The organism is Rhodococcus sp. RDE2 (assembly GCF_020885655.1).
GTDB classification, from domain to species: domain Bacteria; phylum Actinomycetota; class Actinomycetes; order Mycobacteriales; family Mycobacteriaceae; genus Rhodococcus; species Rhodococcus pyridinivorans.
This window is the reverse complement of record NZ_AP025186.1, coordinates 312,647-330,949: the sequence shown is the minus strand read 5'-3', so window position 1 is coordinate 330,949 and position 18,303 is coordinate 312,647. Positions and strand designations below refer to the sequence as shown.

The 18,303-nt window shown below is 68.8% G+C and carries 19 protein-coding genes, 1 tRNA gene and 1 other RNA gene; 12 read left to right on the top strand and 9 right to left on the bottom strand.

Going from position 1 to position 18,303, the window contains the following annotated elements; all coding sequences use genetic code 11:
- Window positions 1-3 precede the first annotated feature (3 nt).
- Window positions 4-693 (bottom strand): GntR family transcriptional regulator, encoded by a 690-nt coding sequence (locus LPH33_RS01530; RefSeq protein ID WP_060653963.1) that lies wholly within the window; start codon window positions 691-693, stop codon window positions 4-6.
- Window positions 694-817: 124 nt separating this feature from the next.
- On the opposite strand from LPH33_RS01530, the gene LPH33_RS01525 reads away from it, so the two are divergent.
- Genes LPH33_RS01525 through LPH33_RS01515 form a run of 3 tightly spaced genes read left to right on the top strand, consistent with a single transcriptional unit; the run spans window position 818 to window position 3,726 of the window.
- Window positions 818-1,714 (top strand): sulfurtransferase, encoded by an 897-nt coding sequence (locus LPH33_RS01525; protein WP_229566837.1) that lies wholly within the window; start codon window positions 818-820, stop codon window positions 1,712-1,714.
- A 60-nt stretch (window positions 1,715-1,774) separates the two neighbouring features.
- On the top strand, window positions 1,775-2,620 hold the full coding sequence (gene thiM / locus LPH33_RS01520; protein ID WP_229566836.1) for a hydroxyethylthiazole kinase: 846 nt from the start codon (window positions 1,775-1,777) through the stop codon (window positions 2,618-2,620).
- Window positions 2,620-3,726: an LLM class flavin-dependent oxidoreductase gene (locus tag LPH33_RS01515; protein ID WP_229566834.1), complete on the top strand. Its 1,107-nt coding sequence runs from the start codon at window positions 2,620-2,622 to the stop codon at window positions 3,724-3,726. Before thiM ends, LPH33_RS01515 begins: the two co-directional genes overlap by 1 nt.
- A gap of 21 nt (window positions 3,727-3,747) precedes the next feature.
- On the opposite strand, the gene LPH33_RS01510 is transcribed toward LPH33_RS01515, so the two are convergent.
- The 5 genes from LPH33_RS01510 to ffs form a co-directional block, all read right to left on the bottom strand.
- Window positions 3,748-4,524: a trypsin-like peptidase domain-containing protein gene (locus LPH33_RS01510; protein WP_229566832.1), complete on the bottom strand. Its 777-nt coding sequence runs from the start codon at window positions 4,522-4,524 to the stop codon at window positions 3,748-3,750.
- Window positions 4,521-5,093, bottom strand: a complete 573-nt coding sequence (locus tag LPH33_RS01505; RefSeq protein ID WP_088899157.1) for an HhH-GPD-type base excision DNA repair protein — start codon at window positions 5,091-5,093, stop codon at window positions 4,521-4,523. Before LPH33_RS01505 ends, LPH33_RS01510 begins: the two co-directional genes overlap by 4 nt.
- A gap of 22 nt (window positions 5,094-5,115) precedes the next feature.
- Window positions 5,116-6,546, bottom strand: a complete 1,431-nt coding sequence (locus LPH33_RS01500; protein ID WP_229566831.1) for a hypothetical protein — start codon at window positions 6,544-6,546, stop codon at window positions 5,116-5,118.
- A 309-nt stretch (window positions 6,547-6,855) separates the two neighbouring features.
- On the bottom strand, window positions 6,856-8,148 hold the full coding sequence (locus LPH33_RS01495) for an aminotransferase class I/II-fold pyridoxal phosphate-dependent enzyme (RefSeq protein WP_324256225.1): 1,293 nt from the start codon (window positions 8,146-8,148) through the stop codon (window positions 6,856-6,858).
- A gap of 47 nt (window positions 8,149-8,195) precedes the next feature.
- Window positions 8,196-8,290, bottom strand: an RNA gene (gene ffs, locus LPH33_RS01490) — signal recognition particle sRNA small type.
- Window positions 8,291-8,407: 117 nt separating this feature from the next.
- On the opposite strand from ffs, the gene LPH33_RS01485 reads away from it, so the two are divergent.
- Together LPH33_RS01485 and LPH33_RS01480 are read left to right on the top strand one after the other, a co-directional pair.
- Window positions 8,408-8,495: transfer RNA gene (locus LPH33_RS01485), tRNA-Ser, on the top strand.
- Between the two features lie 85 nt (window positions 8,496-8,580).
- Window positions 8,581-8,844 (top strand): hypothetical protein, encoded by a 264-nt coding sequence (locus LPH33_RS01480; protein WP_016691009.1) that lies wholly within the window; start codon window positions 8,581-8,583, stop codon window positions 8,842-8,844.
- A 23-nt stretch (window positions 8,845-8,867) separates the two neighbouring features.
- On the opposite strand, the gene LPH33_RS01475 is transcribed toward LPH33_RS01480, so the two are convergent.
- Window positions 8,868-9,959 carry a GmrSD restriction endonuclease domain-containing protein gene (locus LPH33_RS01475; RefSeq protein WP_026060905.1) on the bottom strand — a complete coding sequence of 364 codons (1,092 nt, stop codon included), beginning with the start codon at window positions 9,957-9,959 and terminating at the stop codon, window positions 8,868-8,870.
- 139 nt (window positions 9,960-10,098) lie between these two features.
- Here LPH33_RS01475 and LPH33_RS01470 point away from each other — a divergent pair, with 139 nt between their 5' ends.
- Window positions 10,099-10,764 carry a YoaK family protein gene (locus LPH33_RS01470; protein WP_088899131.1) on the top strand — a complete coding sequence of 222 codons (666 nt, stop codon included), beginning with the start codon at window positions 10,099-10,101 and terminating at the stop codon, window positions 10,762-10,764.
- 53 nt (window positions 10,765-10,817) lie between these two features.
- On the top strand, window positions 10,818-11,402 hold the full coding sequence (locus LPH33_RS01465; protein ID WP_088899132.1) for a TetR/AcrR family transcriptional regulator: 585 nt from the start codon (window positions 10,818-10,820) through the stop codon (window positions 11,400-11,402).
- 62 nt (window positions 11,403-11,464) lie between these two features.
- Here the strand turns inward: LPH33_RS01465 and LPH33_RS01460 are convergent, their stop codons facing one another.
- On the bottom strand, window positions 11,465-12,202 hold the full coding sequence (locus LPH33_RS01460) for a 3-hydroxybutyrate dehydrogenase (protein ID WP_088899133.1): 738 nt from the start codon (window positions 12,200-12,202) through the stop codon (window positions 11,465-11,467).
- Window positions 12,199-13,587 (bottom strand): MFS transporter, encoded by a 1,389-nt coding sequence (locus LPH33_RS01455; RefSeq protein WP_229566829.1) that lies wholly within the window; start codon window positions 13,585-13,587, stop codon window positions 12,199-12,201. The genes LPH33_RS01460 and LPH33_RS01455 overlap by 4 nt, the downstream gene beginning before the upstream one ends.
- A 123-nt stretch (window positions 13,588-13,710) precedes the next feature.
- On the opposite strand from LPH33_RS01455, the gene LPH33_RS01450 reads away from it, so the two are divergent.
- The 5 genes from LPH33_RS01450 to LPH33_RS01430 all read left to right on the top strand — a co-directional run bounded on the left by LPH33_RS01450 (window position 13,711) and on the right by LPH33_RS01430 (window position 18,285).
- Window positions 13,711-14,610: a LysR family transcriptional regulator gene (locus LPH33_RS01450; protein WP_016691002.1), complete on the top strand. Its 900-nt coding sequence runs from the start codon at window positions 13,711-13,713 to the stop codon at window positions 14,608-14,610.
- Window positions 14,611-14,619: 9 nt separating this feature from the next.
- A complete protein-coding gene (gene gluQRS / locus LPH33_RS01445) occupies window positions 14,620-15,552 on the top strand; it encodes a tRNA glutamyl-Q(34) synthetase GluQRS (RefSeq protein WP_088899134.1) in 933 nt (310 codons plus the stop codon).
- Window positions 15,553-15,638: 86 nt separating this feature from the next.
- Window positions 15,639-16,565, top strand: coding sequence for a hypothetical protein (locus tag LPH33_RS01440; protein ID WP_229566828.1), 927 nt, complete (start codon window positions 15,639-15,641; stop codon window positions 16,563-16,565).
- A gap of 110 nt (window positions 16,566-16,675) precedes the next feature.
- Window positions 16,676-17,428 (top strand): RDD family protein, encoded by a 753-nt coding sequence (locus LPH33_RS01435; protein WP_229566827.1) that lies wholly within the window; start codon window positions 16,676-16,678, stop codon window positions 17,426-17,428.
- Window positions 17,429-17,553: 125 nt separating this feature from the next.
- Window positions 17,554-18,285 (top strand): queuosine precursor transporter, encoded by a 732-nt coding sequence (locus LPH33_RS01430; RefSeq protein WP_088899137.1) that lies wholly within the window; start codon window positions 17,554-17,556, stop codon window positions 18,283-18,285.
- Window positions 18,286-18,303 lie beyond the last annotated feature (18 nt).

Here is an 18,303-nt window from a genome sequence, read left to right as displayed (position 1 = left end):
GGCTCAGCCGCGGGCGAAGAGGCGGATGCGCTGCTCGCGGCTGCGCTCGAGATGAGCACGCATGTGCTCGCGGGCCGCGGACTCGTTCCGCGCCCGCAACGCGTCGAGAATCTGCGCATGCTCCCGGTTGAGCAGATCGGGCTCGCCGTAGTTGGACGGCGGCCCGGAGTCGTAGATCCGCAGCTGGGTGGTCAGTCGCACGAGCAACGCCATGATCGTCGAATTGTGCGCGGCCTGCCACAACGCCTCGTGGAACCGGAAGTTCCCGATGCGCACCGCGGCGTCGTCGGTGGCGGAGCAGCACGAATCGTGCAGCCGCTCGAGCCTGGCCATGTCGAGATCGGTGTGCCGGATCGCCGCGGCACCGGCCGCCTCGGATTCGAGCGCGACGCGCGCCGCATAGATCTCGATGACGTCCTCGGGGGTGCCCGAACGCACCCGGAAGCCGCGACTCGCCCGCTCGAGCAGACCGTCGTGCGCGAGCCAGTTGAGCGCCTCGCGGATCGGGGTGCGCGACGCCCCGTAGGTCTCGCTGAGCTGGGTCTCGTGCAGAGCGGCGCCGCGCGGGAACTTCCCCGCGAGGATGTCCGAGCGCAGGCGCAGGTACTGCTTGGAGGTCTGGTCGTCGCGCCCGGTGGGCGATTCGACGAGAAGAGAGCTCTCCAGCTCGGCCGTCGCGTCCTGCTCGGTCATCTACATCCTCCGTAGGCATGCCGTTTACGTGCGCCGATTATGCCACCGTCAACGTACGCATACTTGCGTATACGTTATTCGTCGTTTAGCGTCGCTCCTCGAACACGACGAGAGGACCCAACGCGTGACCGAGGCGGCTTTCCGGGACGAACAGGTGCTGATCAGCGCCGAAGAACTCGCGAGCGACCCCGGCGCACACACGGTCCTGCACGCCACGGTCACCTTCCCGAAGCCTCGTTTCGACGGCGACTACCGACCGGAATCCGGTTACGCGACCTGGCGCGCCGCGCACATCCCGGGATCCGTGCACGCCGACCTGCTCGGCGGATTCAGCGCCCCCGGCACCGAGCTGCACTTCTCCCGCCCCGCCCCCGACGACCTGGCGGCGGCCCTGGCCGAACTCGGCGTGGCCCCCGACGCCGACCTCGTGATCTACGACGACGGTGGCATGACCTGGGCTTCCCGGCTGTGGTGGATGCTGCGCAACATCGGCATCTCGGCCCGAGTCCTCGACGGTGGCTTCGCCCGTTGGACCGAGCTCGATCTGCCCGTGGAGACCGGCGACGCCGCCGAACGCCGCGTCACCACATCCCGGACCGGTCTGCCCGACCGCGGCCTGTGGCGCGACCGCGACGACGTGCTCGCCGTGGTGTCCGGTGACGCACCGGGCACCCTCGTCTGCGCGCTCGACGCCGAGCAGTTCGCAGGCACCGCCACCACTCGTTACGCGCGCCGCGGGCACATCAGCGGGAGCCGGAACCTGCCGGCCAAGAGCCTGCTCGCCGACGGCGTCCTGCGGAGCACCGATCGGATCGCCGAGATGGCCGAGCAGGCCCTCGCCGATACGGCCCGGCCCCTGATCCTCTACTGCGGTGGCGGCGTCTCGGCCTGCCTGGTGGCGCTCGCACTGGTCCGGACGGGCCACGACGACATCGCCGTCTACGACGGATCCCTCGAGGAGTGGACGGCCGACCCCGCGCTCCCCATGCGGACACTCGGAGAAGGGAAGGGCGACGCATGATGCGATGTCCGCGATCCTGACCCGCTTCGTCCCCTCCCCCATCTCCCGACAGGATCTTCCGTGACCACAACCCCCACCGTCGACGATCTCGCCGTCACCCTCGACGCCCTGCGTGCCCGGACGCCGCTCGTGCACTCGCTGACCAACATCGTCTCGGCCAACTTCCTCACCAACGTGCTGCTCGCCGCGGGCGCCAGCAACGCGCACATCGACAACGCGCACGAGGCAGGCGATTTCGCACGCATCGCCGGTGGAGTGCTCGTCAACCTCGGTACGCCCTTCGACGAGACCTCGGTGGCCTTCACCCGCGCGGCGGAGGCCGCGCACGACGCCGGCACCCCGTGGGTCCTCGACCCCGTCGGCGTGGGCGGACTCGCGTGGCGCACCTCGCTCGCCGCCGACCTGCTGAAGTTCCACCCCACCGCGATCCGCGGCAACGCCTCCGAGATCATCGCGCTCGCCGGCCTCGGCGGTGACACGCGCGGCGTCGACAGCGCCGACGAGGCCGCTGCCGCCGTGCCCGCCGCGCTCGCGCTGCTCGACCGCGCGGGTGCCGTGTCGGCCTCCGGTCCCGTCGATCACCTCGTCGGCCGCGACCGCGTCGGCGGGATCGTCGGAGTGCGCATCGCCGGTGGCAGCGCCATGCTGCCGCGCGTGACCTCCACCGGATGCTCCCTCGGCGGACTCGTCGCGGCCTATCTCGCGGTCGCGGAGACCCCTCTCGTCGGACTCGCGACCGCCCACACGCACGTCGCCGTGGCGTCCGAGATCGCCGAGGAGAACTCCACCGGCCCCGGCTCGTTCGCCGTCGCCTACCTCGACGCCCTGTTCGCCGTGGACGCCGACACGCTGCGTGCTCGCGCCCGCGTCGAACCGTTCGAACTCCCCTCGAAGGACACGAAGTAATGCCCATCAAGACCTTCTGGTATCTCACCCAGGCCGACGGCGACTACCCCTGGAGCCCCGGCGGGTTGTACCCGGTGGACGGGCAGCGGCAGATCGAACTCGCGAAGACCATCGACGACGGCGGCTTCGAAGGTGCGCTCGTCGCGACCTGGCCGAACGACCCCTTCATCTCGGCGACCTGGGCCGCGGCGCACACCAGCCGGATGAAGTTCCTCGTCGCGATCTACGCGAACATGACGCCCGCGCGACTGCTCGCCGAGAAGGCCCTGACCTTCGACGCGTTCAGCGGTGGTCGTCTGATGATCAACTCGGTCAACGGCCGGGAGAACATCCTCACCAAGTACGACATGAACGTCGAGCACGACCGTCGGTACGAGCTCGGTGAGAAGTACTGGGCGGAGTTCCGGCGCATCTATGCCGAGGGCACCGCGTCGAACTTCCCGAACACCCCGCTGCGCATCGATGCTCCTGCGGACCACTCGGTCCCGCTGTGGGGAACGGGCGACTCCCCCGCCGGTCTGCAGAACGCCGGCAAGGTGCTCGACGCCTACCTGATCATGCTGCGCGAGACCTCGTTCGTCACGGAGAAGTTCACCGCTGCACGCGAATCCGCTGCAGCGGAGGGACGCGAGTACACCGACTTCGGCGCCCTGTCCGGCGTCATCGTGCGTCCGAACCGGGACGAGGCACTCGAGCGGTTCCGGTCGCTGTTCGAGAAGGCCGGGATCGAGCAGATCCAGGACGTGCTCGACAAGGCGGTGCGCCGCCGCACGCACGGCAAGCAGGATCTGAAGACCTTCACCGCGCGCGACGCGCAGCGGCAGGGCTGGGTCGACACCATCAACGCCGGCAAGCTCCCCGAACCCGAGGACCTGTATCTCGGCGACGGACTCTACGCGGGCATCACCGCGTGGTCACCGCTGGACATCTTCGCCACGGGCTCGTCGGCGGTCTACTACGTCGGCGATCCGGACGAGATCACCGGCCACGTGCGCACCCTGCGCGACGCGACCGGACTGACCTCCCTGATCCTCGCCGGATGGCCGCTCATCGACGAGGCGAAGAACGTTGCGGAACATCTGATTCCGCGTTTCGACACGCTCTGACGGTAACGCGGGCGGGATCGGTCAGGGGGTGTCGACGAGACGGAACCCCGAGCCGATTCCGTCGTGCGCGTCGATCTCGGCGAGGATCCGATCGGCCCGCTGGTAGGCGGCGAACCTCGTGTCGGGAACCTGCCGGTCGTCGGAGACCGCGGTCTGCGGGAACCGGTAGCCCACCGACAGTCCCATCCATTCCCCCGTCTCGGCGCGCACGAGCGGACCGCCGGAGTCGCCCGGCCGCATGAGCAGCGGCGACGACATCAGGTTCCCGTCCACCCGCACATCGCCGGTCGCGCAGGCCACCGACGTGCTCCGCCCTGCCGCACAATGTGTTCCGACCGGCAGTTCACCCTCGCCGAACGCCGCGACCGATTCGAGCACGACACGCTCTCCCCGGTCGTTGGGCACCGACGTGTTCGATCCCCGCACGCGGGTCTCGTCGAGCAGGACCACCGCGTAGTCGGCGATCTCGTCGGTGGGGAATCCCAGCTGATCGACCGAACCCGTACTCGCGACGTCCGTTTCGGTTCCGATCGGCCCTCGATGTTGCTCGTCGACCTTCCAGACGGGCGACGATCCCGTCTGGTAGCAGTGCCCCGCCGTGATCGCGACGAGACGACCCGCGTCGTCGTGTCCGACCGCTGCCACGGAACACCAACCCGGTGTCGGCTCTGCGGAGAACACGATCCCGTCGCCGGGCCGGAGGACGACCCGGTCGTCTCCCCCGCCGGCCGAGGCCACACCCACGGCCCCCGCGGCGAAGGCGACGGCGGCGCCGCACACTGCTACGACACGCCTCATGACTTCTTCGCTGCCTTCATCGACTTCTTGAACTCGCGCACCTCGCGCAGCGACTGCTCGTCGACGACGTCGGCGATCGACCGGCGCGCATCCTCGTGCCCGTAGTCGCCGGCGGCCTCGCGCCATCCCTCGGGCCGCACACCCATCTGCTTGCCGAGCAGCGCCAGGAAGATACGTGCCTTCTGGTCGCCGTAGCCCGGCAGCTTCTTCAACCGTCGCAGCACTTCCTTGCCGTCCGGGTCGCCGGAGGTCCACAGTGCGGAGGCGTCTCCGTCGTAGTCCTCGACGATCGCCGCGCACAGCGCCTGGATCCGCTGTCCCATCGACTTGGGGAACCGGTGGACGGCCGGTTGCTGCGCGCACACCGCGACGAACTCGTCGGGATCGGCCGACGCGATGCGGTCCACGTCGAGACCGCCGAGACGGTCGGCGAGTTTCTTCGGTCCCGCGAACGCAACCTCCATCGCCACCTGCTGGTCGAGCAGCATGCCGATGAGAAGCGCCAGCGGGTTCTCGGCCAGCAGTGCGTCGGCGTCGGGATCTCCGACCAGGTTCAGCGTCGATGACATGCAGACGATCATGCCCTGCGCGTCAGGGGCGGCGCCACACGACCACCGCGATCACGATGCCCAGCGTGAGCGCGATCGACGTGGTCAGAGCATGCAACCAGTGCGGGAAGAGTGTCGGTTGTGACGTTGCCGGAACGGCAGCGAGTGCGGCGAACAGCGCCACGACGGCGATGACCGAGGCCGCCGCGGACCAGCCCTGGGCCAGGCGGGTGTGCCTCGCGCCGCGCAACTCCGCACTGCGCAGCAGGGCGTGCTCGACGACGTCCACGGCCTCGGACAGTTCCGCGTCGAGTTCGGCCAACTCGTCGGCGACCCGGCCGGCCATGAGCGCTCGCAGCTGGGTGGGTTGCGTCCACGAATGGAACCGATCGTCGTGGATCGATTCCTTGCGCAGCAGGGCACGCTCCATCCGGCGGGCCTGCATGACCGCAATGTCGTCGAGGACCGTGGCCAGCCGATCGCCGTCGAGCCCGTCGGGGTGGCGCAGATGCTCCACGGTCGTCCAGTAGTCGGCGGAGGCCCGTGCCCGCACCGCCACCCACGGGATGAGCCCGTAGATCATCTCGCGGGTGCCGTGCCCGACGTAGTCGCTGCCGAGGGCGGTGGCTTCGAGGTCGAACAGCACCGCACCGGAGTCCTCCCGCACGGCGATGGCCGCTCCCGGCTGCACGGGCCGGTCCACCAGCGGAACCCGATCCCACTTCCACAACACGCCCCAGGACCGAGCGGCGGCGCGGGCCTGGGGTCCGATGCGCGGACCGTCGACGAGCGAGCGGACCCGTTCGCCGCCGCTCGAGACCACTTCCACGACCATCCCCTCGACGACCTCCCGATCACCGACCCCCCGGTGACGGTGGACGACGAGTTCGTGCAGGGGCCGGTAGGTCGTCGGCGCGCACAACCGCCTGTTCAGTCCGGGAAACACGTCGTTCAGGCAGGCGTCGGAGGTCAGTTCGAAGGGCGCGAGGAACTCGCCGAGCACCGGGCGCAGACCGGCGCCGTCGCGGTCCTGCAGCGGGTCGCTGCGCCAGTCGATCAACGGCGGGCCGTGGTCCGTCAGCGACTCCAACGCCAGGACGAGGCCATGGCCGGGGACGTCCCACAGCGACACGCATGTCGCGGGGTGTCCCACATACGGCCGGGTCGCGTCCGGCGCCTCACGCAGCGAACCCGTCGATGCACCGAACGAGACCTCCGGTCGTGTCGGGTCGACGACGTGCCGGAACGCGAGCAGACACGGCGGACGAACACCGTGGTCCGAATCGGGCCGATCGGCGATACGTGCCGGCAGGAAAGGCTCCACCTTCTCGACGGGCGGGACCCGCGGTGGCGTCTCGGGCGCCGCCTCGATGTCGAGCGCCAGGAGGAACACCTTCAGCACACCGAGACACCCCGTGACAGATCCGACGGCCGATGCGCCGACTCCGGAGTTCACGAGAGCGCGGTTTTCCATCACACTCACCACTTCCGAACCCGCCGCACGGTATGCGGCGACCCTGACCAGCGAGTATGTCAGGTCGGTCGGGGAAAGCAAGTCGCTGTCACGGCGGGTACCGATAACGCCCCGACCAGGGGTGATCCGAGTTGTCCACCGTCGGTCCACGTGTTGTGCACAACTTTATCCACAGGTTGGGAACAAACTCACACTCGGAGTGCAGATTGTTGCCGACGGAGGCACGCAACAAAGAAACGAGGCTCGCAACGTCGGCAGTGACTGCCGATGTTGCGAGCCTCGTCCTCGCGTTGCGTACCTACCCGCGCACTACTTGTCGGCGAGCGCCTTCTCCGCCGCGGCCAGCAGCACGCAGGTCGCGACGCCGTCCATGGCCTTCTCGAGCTCGCCGAGCGAAGGGAAGCTCGGCGCGAGGCGGATGTTCTTGTCCTCGGGGTCCTTCTTGTACGGGAACGCCGAACCGGCACCCGTCAGCGCGATACCCGCTTCCTTCGCCAGGGCGATGACGCGGGCCGCCGTGCCCTCGACGACGTCGAGGCTGATGAAGTAGCCGCCCTCGGGCTCGGTCCACGACGCGACCTTCGACGAGCCGAGACGCTCCTCGAGGATGCGGCGCACCAGCGCGAACTTCGGCGCGAGGATCTCGCGGTGCTTGGCCATGTGGGCACGCACGCCCTCGGCGTCGCGGAAGAAACGCAGGTGACGCAGCTGGTTGACCTTGTCGGGGCCGATGGTCTTGATGCCCAGATGCTTCTGGTACCAGGTGAGGTTCTCGGTGGAGCTGCCGAAGAAGCTCACGCCCGAACCGGCGAAGGTGATCTTCGAGGTGGACGCCAGCGCGAACACACGGTTGGGGTGACCGGCCTGCGCGGCCAGACCGAGGATGTCGATCGCGGGCGCGAGGTGCTCGGTGAGCGGGTGCACCGCGTAGGCGTTGTCCCAGAAGATGCGGAAGTCGGGAGCGGCCGTCGGCATCGACACCAGCTCGCGGGCGATCTCCTCGGAGTACACCGCGCCGGTGGGGTTCGAGTAGGTCGGCACGGCCCACATGCCCTTGATCTGCGGGTCGTTCGCGACGAGATCGGCGATGAACCGCACGTCGGGGCCGTCCTCGCGCAGCGGCACGGGGATCATCTCGATGCCGAGCGACTCGGTGATCGCGAAGTGCCGGTCGTAGCCGGGCGCCGGGCACAGGAACTTGACGACCGATTCCTGCGACCACGGGCGCGGCGAGTCGACGGTGCCGTGCAGCAGCGACCAGACGACGAGATCGTGCATGATCTCGAGGCTCGCGTTGTTGCCGGCGAGCAGGTTCTCGACCGGGATGTTCAGCAGCTCGGCGAAGATCGCGCGCAGCTCGGGCAGGCCGGTGAGGCCGCCGTAGTTGCGGGTGTCGGTGCCCTTGCCGTCGCGGAAGTCGTCGGCGCCCGGCAGCGACAGCAACTCCGCGGAGAGGTCGAGCTGCTCGGGCGAGGGCTTGCCGCGGGTCAGGTCCAGCGTCAGCTTCTCCGACTTCAACCGTTCGTAGTTGGCGGACTGGCGCTCGTTCTCTGCAACGAGTTCCTCATGGCTCATCAACCCGTACTGGGTCTGCGTAGGCATGCGGAGGGACCTTTCACCGTGCACGGCGACACGGGCATCGGCGGAAATTAAGAGGACCCCGCGCACCCGGCAGAGCCCGTTGACCCTTGCTGCCTTCCGGCCCTGGGGGAGTTCACAGGATGCGCGCCGCGCGGGATCCATCGGCAAGTGTAGAGGAACGAGCGCCCCGGCGGCGAACCCGCCCCCGCAGCACCCCCGGAACCAGGGTGCGACGTGCTCGTTTGGCAAGTTGGGGTCTCCATTCGGTATGCTTCCCCACGGAGGATTCGCCTAGTGGCCTATGGCGCTCGCCTGGAACGCGGGTTGGGTTAACGCCCTCAGGGGTTCAAATCCCCTATCCTCCGCCACGGAACCCCGTGGGGCGCACAGCGTCCCACGGGGTTTCTGCTTTTCCGCCGCCCCTGTTCGCGTACCGGGCCGATCTCGGGCACGATGCGTCTCGTGACCGCGGACGACAATTTCCCGCTCGCCGGCGACGCCGACCACGAGCAGGCTTCGGTCTGGGTGGAGATGCTGGACCGGGAGATCGACGAGGTGTCCGCAGCCATCGAGAAGACCGAACAGAAGGCCCTCGCCGAACACCGGGTGGGGGCCGTGGACCGGGCGCGCCGGTTCGACGCCGAGGTCGAGCGGCTGGGCGCCCAGCTCCGCGAGCTGCACCGCATGCGCCGCAATCTCACCGACCGCTTCAGCTGACCTGGAGATCACGGCGGTGTGCGCTACTCGCAGGCGACGCCGTCCCCGTCACCGTCCATCTTCGGCCGGTAGCCGGGCTCACCCACATACAGCGGCGCAGCTCCGGCGGCCCGGGCCGCCGCGCAGTTCTTGTAGTACACGTCCGCCGGAGCAGGGGCCGGCTCGGCGGGTGCGGGTGCGGGTGCGGGTGCCGGAGCCGGAGCCGGTTCGGGTGCCGGCGCAGGCGCGGGGGCCGGTCGCGTCGTCGTGGTGGGTGCGGGAGCGGGTGCAGCGGCGGGAGCTCCGCCTCCGCATTCGGTGAGGACCCGCACCATCGCGTCGTGCTCGGCCTGCGTCACCCACAGGCCGTAGATCGCCTTGACCTCGATCTGCCGCGCGACGTACGTGCAGCGGTACGCGCGGTTCGGCGGCAGCCAGGTCGCGGCGTCGCCGTCGCTCTTCTGCTGGTTGGTCGGCCCGTCCACGGCCTGGAGGTTGCGCGGGTCGTTGGCGAAATCGGCACGGGTTCCCGCGTCGAGCTGCTGCGCACCCTTCTGCCACGCGTCCGACAGCGCGACGACGTGATCGATCTGCACCGCGGTCGAGGTGTCCTGGCCGCGCGTGAACGCGATCGTCGTGCCGGTGTACACGTCGTTCAGGGTTCCGGACGCGACGACGCAGTCGCGGGTACCGGGCCGGTAGACGATGTCGACGAGGTCGCGTCGCAGGATGTCGTTGCGGGTGTCGCAGCCGTTGCCTCCGAACTCCACAGACACGTCGTCGCTCCACGCCTGGCCGAACAGGTCGCGGCTGTACCCGGTCTTGGGTGCGCGCCCCTTGACGGGCAGGGTCGCCAGCCGGGCCAGGGCCTCCGACGAATCCGCCGACGCTGCCGGGTTCGACACTGCCGGGTTCGACGCAGCCGGACTCGGTGCAGTCGTCGAGGTGGGGCGCGTCGTGGTGGGTGACGGTGTCGTCGTGGGAGTTTCGGAGCTCGGCGCCGGGGACTGTTCGGAAGTCGCCGCCGGAGCGACGGAGGTGTCCTCGGTGGTCGAATCGCACCCGGTGAGGGTCAGACCCGCGACCGTCGCGACGACGAGCAGGGACAGCCGGGACGACAAGCGGGGCAAGGACATCGAGGGAACTCCTGAGAACGACGGTGCCGGACGGCTCCCCTTGTCCATCGCGCCCATGACGCCCGGTCGTTACACCGCGTAAGTATCCGGGAGCCGACGTCGTCGGCATCCCGGCGGGAACGGTTCCTACTATCGTCTGGTGGTCGGTTACGGCAGGCAGTTGCAGGGACTCGCCATCGCGCTGTCCTCTCTCGCAGGGTTCATCGATGCCCTCGGTTTCATCACCCTGGGCGGCGTCTTCGTGTCGTTCATGAGCGGCAACTCCACGCGTTTCGCGGTCGGGGCGGCCGACGGTGCGTGGCAGACGGTCGCCCTCATCGGCGGCGTGCTCGCGCTGTTCGTGGTCGGGGTGATCCTCGGCAGCGTGGTGGCGGAACTGACGGACCGAGATCGGCGGACCCGCAAGACCGCGGTTCTGGCGACGGTGACGGTGTTGCTGACGATCGCCGCCGCGGCCGTGCTCGTGGGCTGGACGCCGGTCGCTGTGATCGCGATGACCTTGGCCATGGGAACGGAGAACTCGGTGTTCCGGCGGCACGGGGAGACGACCGTCGCCCTGACCTACATGACGGGTGCGCTGGTCAAGATCGGGCAGCGGATCGCGGCGGCGTTCTTCGGTGGTCCGCGCTGGAGCTGGCTGCCCTATCTGGGTCTGTGGGGCGGTCTGGTGACGGGTGCCGTTCTCGGCGCGCTCGCCCACCGGGTGCTGGGTTTGCACGCCCTGTGGATCGCAGCGGCGTTCGCGGCCGCGCTGACGGTATCGGTCCGTTTCCTCTCCGATCGCGAGCTCACCGGCGGGATGTGATTCCCGCCTCCCCGTACGTTCGTACGGTGGAGAGCTCGGCTACGGTGCTCCCCATGCGCACGCGCCCCTACGTCACCACCAGCCCCACCAGGCTCGCTGCGGCCCTGCTCGACGTGGCCGCACGCAACGGTCTCGACGCGGCGAGTGTGCGGGAGGTGGCCAACGAGGCAGGGGTCTCGATCGGGGCGGTGCAGCACCATTTCCCGACCAAGGACGAGATGCTCGCGTACTCGTTCCGCACCCTCTCGGACCGGGTGCTGAACCGGTTGACGAACGTCGATCCCGACATCGATCCGGCGCGCACCCTGTTTTCCGCGCTCAGCCAACTGCTCCCGCTCGACGAGGAACGCGGCAGCGAGGTGCACGTGATGTCGGCGTTCGCCGTGCGGGCGGTCACCTCCCCCGCGCTGAGCGCCATCCGCACCGCCACCCTGTTCACGATCCGCACCGGCATAGCGCGCGTATTGATCCGCGCGGGTACACCCGATCCGGAGACCCGGGCCGCCCTGCTGCTCTCGGCCGCGAACGGGCTCGCGCTCGACGCGGCGGCCAGCCCCGAGCTCTACCCGCGGGAGTATCTGACCCACGCTCTGCACGCCCAGGTCCAGCTCGTCCTCGACGGCGCCGACGCGCACTGACCCGCGCCCCGGAATCCGGGACGCGGGTCGGTGAAGGCGATCGCACAGTGCGATCAGTGCGGTCAGTGGGCCGACCAGCCGCCGTCCATCGTGTACGACGCGCCGGTGACCATCCCGGCCTCGTCGGAGGCCAGCCACGACACGAGCGAGGCCACCTCCTCCGGCTCGACCAGCCGGGTCACCGCCTGATCGGTGAGCAGGACATCCGAGAGCACGCGATCCTCCGGGATGTCATGCGCGCGAGCCTGTTCCGATATCTGCTTCTCCACCAGCGGGGTACGCACGTAACCCGGATTGACGCAGTTGCTCGTCACGCCGTGGGGGCCACCCTCGAGCGCGACGACCTTGGAGAACCCCTCGAGGCCGTGCTTGGCGGTGACGTACCCGGCCTTGAAGGCCGACGCCCGCAGCCCGTGGACCGACGAGATGTTCACGATCCGGCCGAAGCCCCGCTCGTACATTCCGGGCAGCGCGGCCTTCACGAGCAGGAAGGGCGCCTCGACCATGAGCGTCTGGATGCGGCGGAAGTCGGCGAGGGCGAAGTCCTCCACCGGCCGCACCACCTGGATGCCGGCGTTGTTGACGAGGATGTCGACGTCGAGGCGGAAACCGTCGAGGCCGTCGGTGTCGAGCAGGTCGACGCTCCACGCCTCTCCCCCGATCTCGTGGGCGAGCGTCTTCGCGGCGACCTCGTCGACGTCGGCGACGGTCACGCGGACTCCCTGCCGAGCGAGCGCGCGGGCGCAGGCCGCCCCGATCCCGCCGGCACCACCGGTCACGAGTGCGGTGCGGGCCCTCATGCCGAGACCCTGGTGTTCTCGGCGGCCTTCTCCTGGGCGACCGTCTCCGCGTCCGCGGCGTCGATGTCGCGCAGCGAGATGCCCTTCGTCTCCCGGGCCACGATCACCGCGACGATCGTGATCAGCGACGATCCGAGCAGGTAGAAGGAGATCGGGACCGACGAATCGAAACGGCTGAGCAGGCTCGCGGCGATGATCGGGGCGAGCGACCCGGCGACGATCGAGGTGACCTGGTAGCCGAGCGAGACGCCCGAGTAGCGCATGCGGGTCGGGAACATCTCCGCCATGATCGCGGGCTGCCCGGCGTACATGAACGAGTGGAAGACGAGTCCGATGACGATCGCCGAGACGATCCACGCGCTGTTGCCGGTGTCCATCATCGGGAAGGCGAGGAAGCCCCAGGCACCGGCGGTGACGGCACCGATCATGTAGACGGGGCGGCGTCCCAGCGTGTCCGACAGTCGCCCGACCACCGGGATGATCACGAAGTGCACGGCGTGCGCGGCGAGCATCCACCACAGGATGTGGCTGGTGTCGGCACCGACGACGATCTTCAGATAGGTGATCGAGAAGGTGACGACGAGGTAGTACATGACGTTCTCGGCGAACCGCAGGCCCATCGCCGTGAACACGCCGCGCGGGTAGCGCTTGAGCACCTCGAAGACGTTGAACGACGTCTCCTTGAGCTTGTCGGCCTCCTGCTGCGCTTCGAGGAAGATCGGGGCGTCGGTGACCTTGGTGCGGATGTAGTAGCCGATCAGCACGATGACGGCCGAGAGCCAGAACGCGACTCGCCAGCCCCACGACAGGAAGGCCGATTCGGGCAGCGTGGTGGTGAGAACGAGCAGGACGATCGTCGCGAGAAGATTGCCCATCGGAACGCCGGCCTGCGGCCACGACGACCAGAACCCGCGCGAGCGGTTGGGGCTGTGTTCGGCGACCAGCAGCACCGCGCCGCCCCACTCGCCGCCGACCGCGAAGCCCTGGACGAACCGGAGCGTCACGAGCAGCGCCGGCGCCCAGTACCCGATGGCACCGAAGGTCGGCAGGCAGCCCATGAGGAAGGTCGCGACGCCGACCATGATGATGCTGGTCTGCAGCAGCTGCTTGCGTCCGAACCGGTCACCGAAGTGGCCGAAGACGATGCCGCCGAGCGGCCGGGCGACGAAGCCCACGGCGTAGGTGACGAACGCCGCGATGATCGCGTCGAGTTCGTTGCCGCCGTCGGGGAAGAAGACCTTGGCGAAGACGAGGGTCGCGGCGGTGCCGTAGAGGAAGAACTCGTACCACTCGACGACGGTGCCCGCCATGGACGCACCGACGACCCTGCGCAATGCCGACGGCGAGCCCTCCGGCCCGTCCGTTCGTGCCTGTTCGACGCTCATGCCTGCACCCTCCCGGAATGCTCTGTGACGGGGAACACTTCCAAACACATATGCCGAGTATCGGTACGCACATATGCATCCACAATGACGCGATTCGCAGATGCGATCTGCAAAACTGCACACATGAGCGTGCCTTCGGCCGATGACCTCCTCGTCCTGCTCGCCGTCGGGCGCAGTGGCAGGTTCACCAGCGCCGCCGACGACCTGGGCGTCAACCACACCACGATCTCCCGGCGGATCGCCGCGCTCGAGCGCAGCCTCGGCGGTCGCGTGCTCACGCGGTCGGCGGCGGGATGGGAACTGACCGACCGCGGTCGCGAGGCGCTCGAGGCCGCCGAACGCATCGAGGCCGCGGTCGGAAGTCTGCGGAACCCCCGGGGTGAGCGCCGCCTCGAGGGCGTCGTGCGTATCTCCGCCACCGACGGCTTCAGCGCCTACATCGCCGCCCCGGCCGGCGCGCTCGTGCGGCAACGCCATCCGGGTATCTCCGTCGAGATCGTCGCGACCACCCGTCGCGCCTCACAGCAGCGGTCCGGCATGGACATCGAGGTGGTCGTGGGACGCCCGCAGGTGCATCGGGCCGAAGCGCACCGTCTCGCCGACTACAACCTGGGCCTGTACGCCTCGCGCGACTATCTCGCCACGCACGGTTCCCCGTCGTCGGTCCGCGACCTGCGTGAGCACACCCTCGTGTACTTCATCGATTCGATGCTGCAGGTCGACGATCTCGACGTCGCGCGGCGCATCGCCCCCGACATGCAGGATTCGATCAGCTCGACGAACGTGTTCGTGCACGTCGAAGCGACCCGCGCCGCCGGAGGCCTCGGTCTGTTGCCGTGCTTCATGGCCGACCGGCACCCCGATCTCGTCCGGGTCCTGCCCGGCGAGGTCGAGGCGCGTCTGGCCTACTGGCTCGTCGCGCGCTCGGAGACGCTGCGGCGGCCGGAGGTCGCGGCCGCAGTCGCGGCGATCCGGGAGGTCGTGCACGCCCAGCGAGCGGTGCTCCTGGGTGTCGCTCGATAGAGTGCACGGGTGTCACTTTCGGACGAGGACGAAGCAGGAGCGGGTCGCTTCGCACCGAGTCCCTCCGGCGACCTGCATCTCGGCAATCTGCGCACCGCCGTCCTGGCGTGGTTGTTCGCGCGGTCGACGAACCGCCGGTTCCTCGTGCGCGTCGAGGATCTCGACCGGGTGCGTCCCGGCGCGGAGCAACGCCAGCTCGCGGATCTCGCGGCGATCGGTCTCGACTGGGACGGTCGGGTGGTCCACCAGTCCCGCCGCCGGCGCCTGTACGACGAGGCGATCGCGCGGCTCGAGCAGGCCGGCCTGACCTACGAGTGCTACTGCACCCGACGCGAGATCCTCGAGGCCACCTCCGCACCCCACGCCCCTGCGGGCGCCTATCCGGGCACCTGTCGCAATCTCACCGACGAGCAGCGGGCCGAGCGCCGGGCCTCCGGCCGCGCCCCCGCGATCCGGCTGCGGGCGACCGAGGAGTGGTTCACCGTCCACGACCTGCTGCACGGCGATTTCACGGGCATCGTCGACGATCTCGTGTTGCGCCGCAACGACGGAACCCCCGCGTACAACCTCGCGGTGGTGGTCGACGACGCCGACCAGGGCATCGATCAGGTGGTGCGCGGCGACGATCTGCTCACCTCCGCGCCCCGACAGGCCTGTCTCGCACACCTTCTCGGACTGTCGGAGCCCGTCTACGCGCACGTGCCGCTCGCGCTCAACAAGGAGGGCAAGCGACTGGCCAAACGGGACGGCGCGGTGACACTGGCCGATCAGCTCGCGCTCGGACACACGGCCGCCGACGTGCTGGGCACGATCGCCGTGTCGCTGCGACTCGCCGACCCCGGCGAGCCCGTGTCGCCGGAACTGTTGCTGGACCGCTGGAATCCCGTGCTGCTTCCCCGGGATCCGTGGGTGTTCACCCCGTCGGAGGAAGGCATCCGATAGGACACGATGCGGACATAGCGGATGCAGACCCGAGGTGATATCCGTACTCTCTCGGAAGTGTCCGATCCCGGAGACGAGAGGCAGCCATGACCACCGGTGGTTACGACCCGAATCAGGATCCGAAGAACCCGGGTGGTTATCCGCCACCCGGAAGCTATCCGCCGCCCTCGGGCGGTGGCACTCCCCCGCCGGGTGGGAACTATCCGCCGCCCGGCAACTACCCCCCTCCGGGGAACTACCCCCCGCCCTCGGGTGGCAACTACCCGCCGCCGGGTGGGTCCTACCCGCCGCCGGGGAACTATCCGCCTCCCCCGTCGGGTGGTGACTACCCGCCCCCGCCGGGTGCGTACGGCGCCGGGAGCTTCGGTGGTCCGCCTCCGAATCAGCTGAGTGTCGGCGACGCGATCTCCTACGGCTGGTCGAAGTTCAGCGGTAACGCCGGCGTGTGGATCGTCTTCATGCTCGCCGCGTTCGTCATCCAGGGCCTGATCAGTGGCATCTTCAACGGGTTCGACTTCACCGGTGAGGCGACGGACTTCACCCTGCTGAGCGCCATCGGCAGCATCGTCTCGGCGATCGTCGGATACCTGATCCAGGCCGCCTTCGTGCGCGGTGCGCTGGCCGAAACCGACGGGCAGCGCCCTGCTTTCGGGACGTTCCTCCAGATCGGCCCGATCGGTGCGGTCATCCTCGCAGGTCTGCTCGTGGGCATCGGCACGTCGATCGGTCTCGTGCTGTGCATCCTCCCGGGCCTGGTGTTCGCGTTCTTCGCGTGGTGGACGATGCAGTTCGTCATCGATCGCAATCAGGATGCCGTCACCGCGATCAAGTCGAGCTTCAATGCCGTCAAATCGAATGCGGGAACGCTGGTGTTGCTCGCCCTCGCACTGCTCGGCATCAATCTCCTCGGTGCCCTGTTGTGCCTGATCGGCCTGCTGGTCACCGTGCCGGTGTCGATCATCGCCGTCACGTACGCCTACCGGGTCACCACGGGTGGTCCCGTAGCGGCCTGACACAACCCCGGCGGGACCCTCCCGTCGCATCCGTAGGCATATCTACCGACGCGCCACGGCACGCTGTACCGTGGCGCGTTGCCATGCCGATCGCGACAAGGGAGACATAAGTGACCACTGGTGGCTATCCACCCCCTCAGCAGGATCCTCGGGCGACGGGCGGTCATCCCGGCGCCCCCTCGTACGGCGCCACCCCGCCCGATTACACCCAGCAGTTCCCGCAGTACGGCGCGCCCCAGAACGGTGGCCCCCAGTACGGCGCTCCTCAGTACGGAACCCCGCAGAACGGAACGCCCCAATTCGGTGCGCCCCAGTTCGGCGCTCCTCAGTACGGTGCACCCCAGTACGGGGCGCCGCAGGACGGTGGGTTCGGCGGCCCGGGATTCCCCGGCCCGGATCCGAATTTCGGTGCCGGCACCCCGGGGGAATTGCTCCCGCGTCTCGGCGCCCGCATCATCGACGGCCTCATCGTTGGTATCCCCATGGGGATCCTGAGCGCGATCATGATCCTCGCGAGCGGTGGAAGCGGTTTCGTGGACTTCTTCATGACGGTCGTCAGCGGTGTCGTCGCCTTCGGCTACTGGACGTACATGGAGTCCGCTCGGGGCGCGACCGTCGGCAAGAAGCTCCTCGGCCTGTCGGTCGCCGGCCCTGCCGGTGGCAATCCCACCCTCGAGCAGGCCGCCAAGCGCAACGCGTTCGTCGCGTTGCAGATCCTCACCGGTGTCCCGCTGCTGGGCTTCCTCGCCGGTCTGCTGTCGCTCGCCGCATACATCGGTATCGCGGTCACCATCGAGCAGGACGGCAACAAGCAGGGTTTCCACGACAAGTTCGCCGGCGGCACCCGGGTACGCAAGTCCTGATCTCCCGCGCGCTCCGGGTCCCGTCCCCGCCAGGACGGGACCCGTTCGTCGCATATGGGGTGTTCGCGCACGTACAGACCATCCGCAACTTCGTGATCGCCCCGTGGTGATGCTTGGATGTCCGGGTGACCGAGCACGGATCGAACACCTCCCCCGCCCTCTTCGACCACGCCGCCTTCGCGCGCGTGGGCCGCAGCCCGTACACGGGGATCGTCGTGCTGTTCACCGCGGTGCTGATGATCTCCAACATCTCCGCGACGAAGGGCATCGCGTTCTTCACCGACTCCGAGTTCGCCGTCGGCCCGCTGCAGATCCTGCCGATCATCACCGACGGCGGGTTCTTCCTGTTCCCCCTCGCCTACATCCTCGGCGACGTGCTCAGCGAGGTGTACGGCTTCGCGGCCACCCGCCGCGCCGTCTTCTACGGCTTCGGGGCGGTCGCGCTGTCCGCGCTGTGCTTCTGGATCACGCAGCAGCTGCCCCCGGCCGACTTCTACGCCGGTCAGGAGTCCTTCGAGAACGTCCTCGGCGTGGTGCCCCGGATGCTCATCGCCGGGCTCGCGGGGTACGCGGTCGGGCAGCTGCTCAACTCGTACGTGCTCGTCCGCATCAAGGAACGCACCCGGGAGAAGCACCTGTGGGCGCGGCTGATCGGGTCGACCGTCGTCGGCGAGTTCGCCGACACCCTCATCTTCTGCTCGATCGCCGCAGGGGCCATCGGCATCACGACCTGGGCCGACTTCGTCAACTTCGTGATCGTCGGGTTCCTGTGGAAGACGCTGGTCGAGATCGTCGTGCTCCCGGTGACCTACCGCGTGATCGCGTACGTCAAGAAGCGCGAACCCTCCTACGCGTGACGACTCACGCCTGACGAC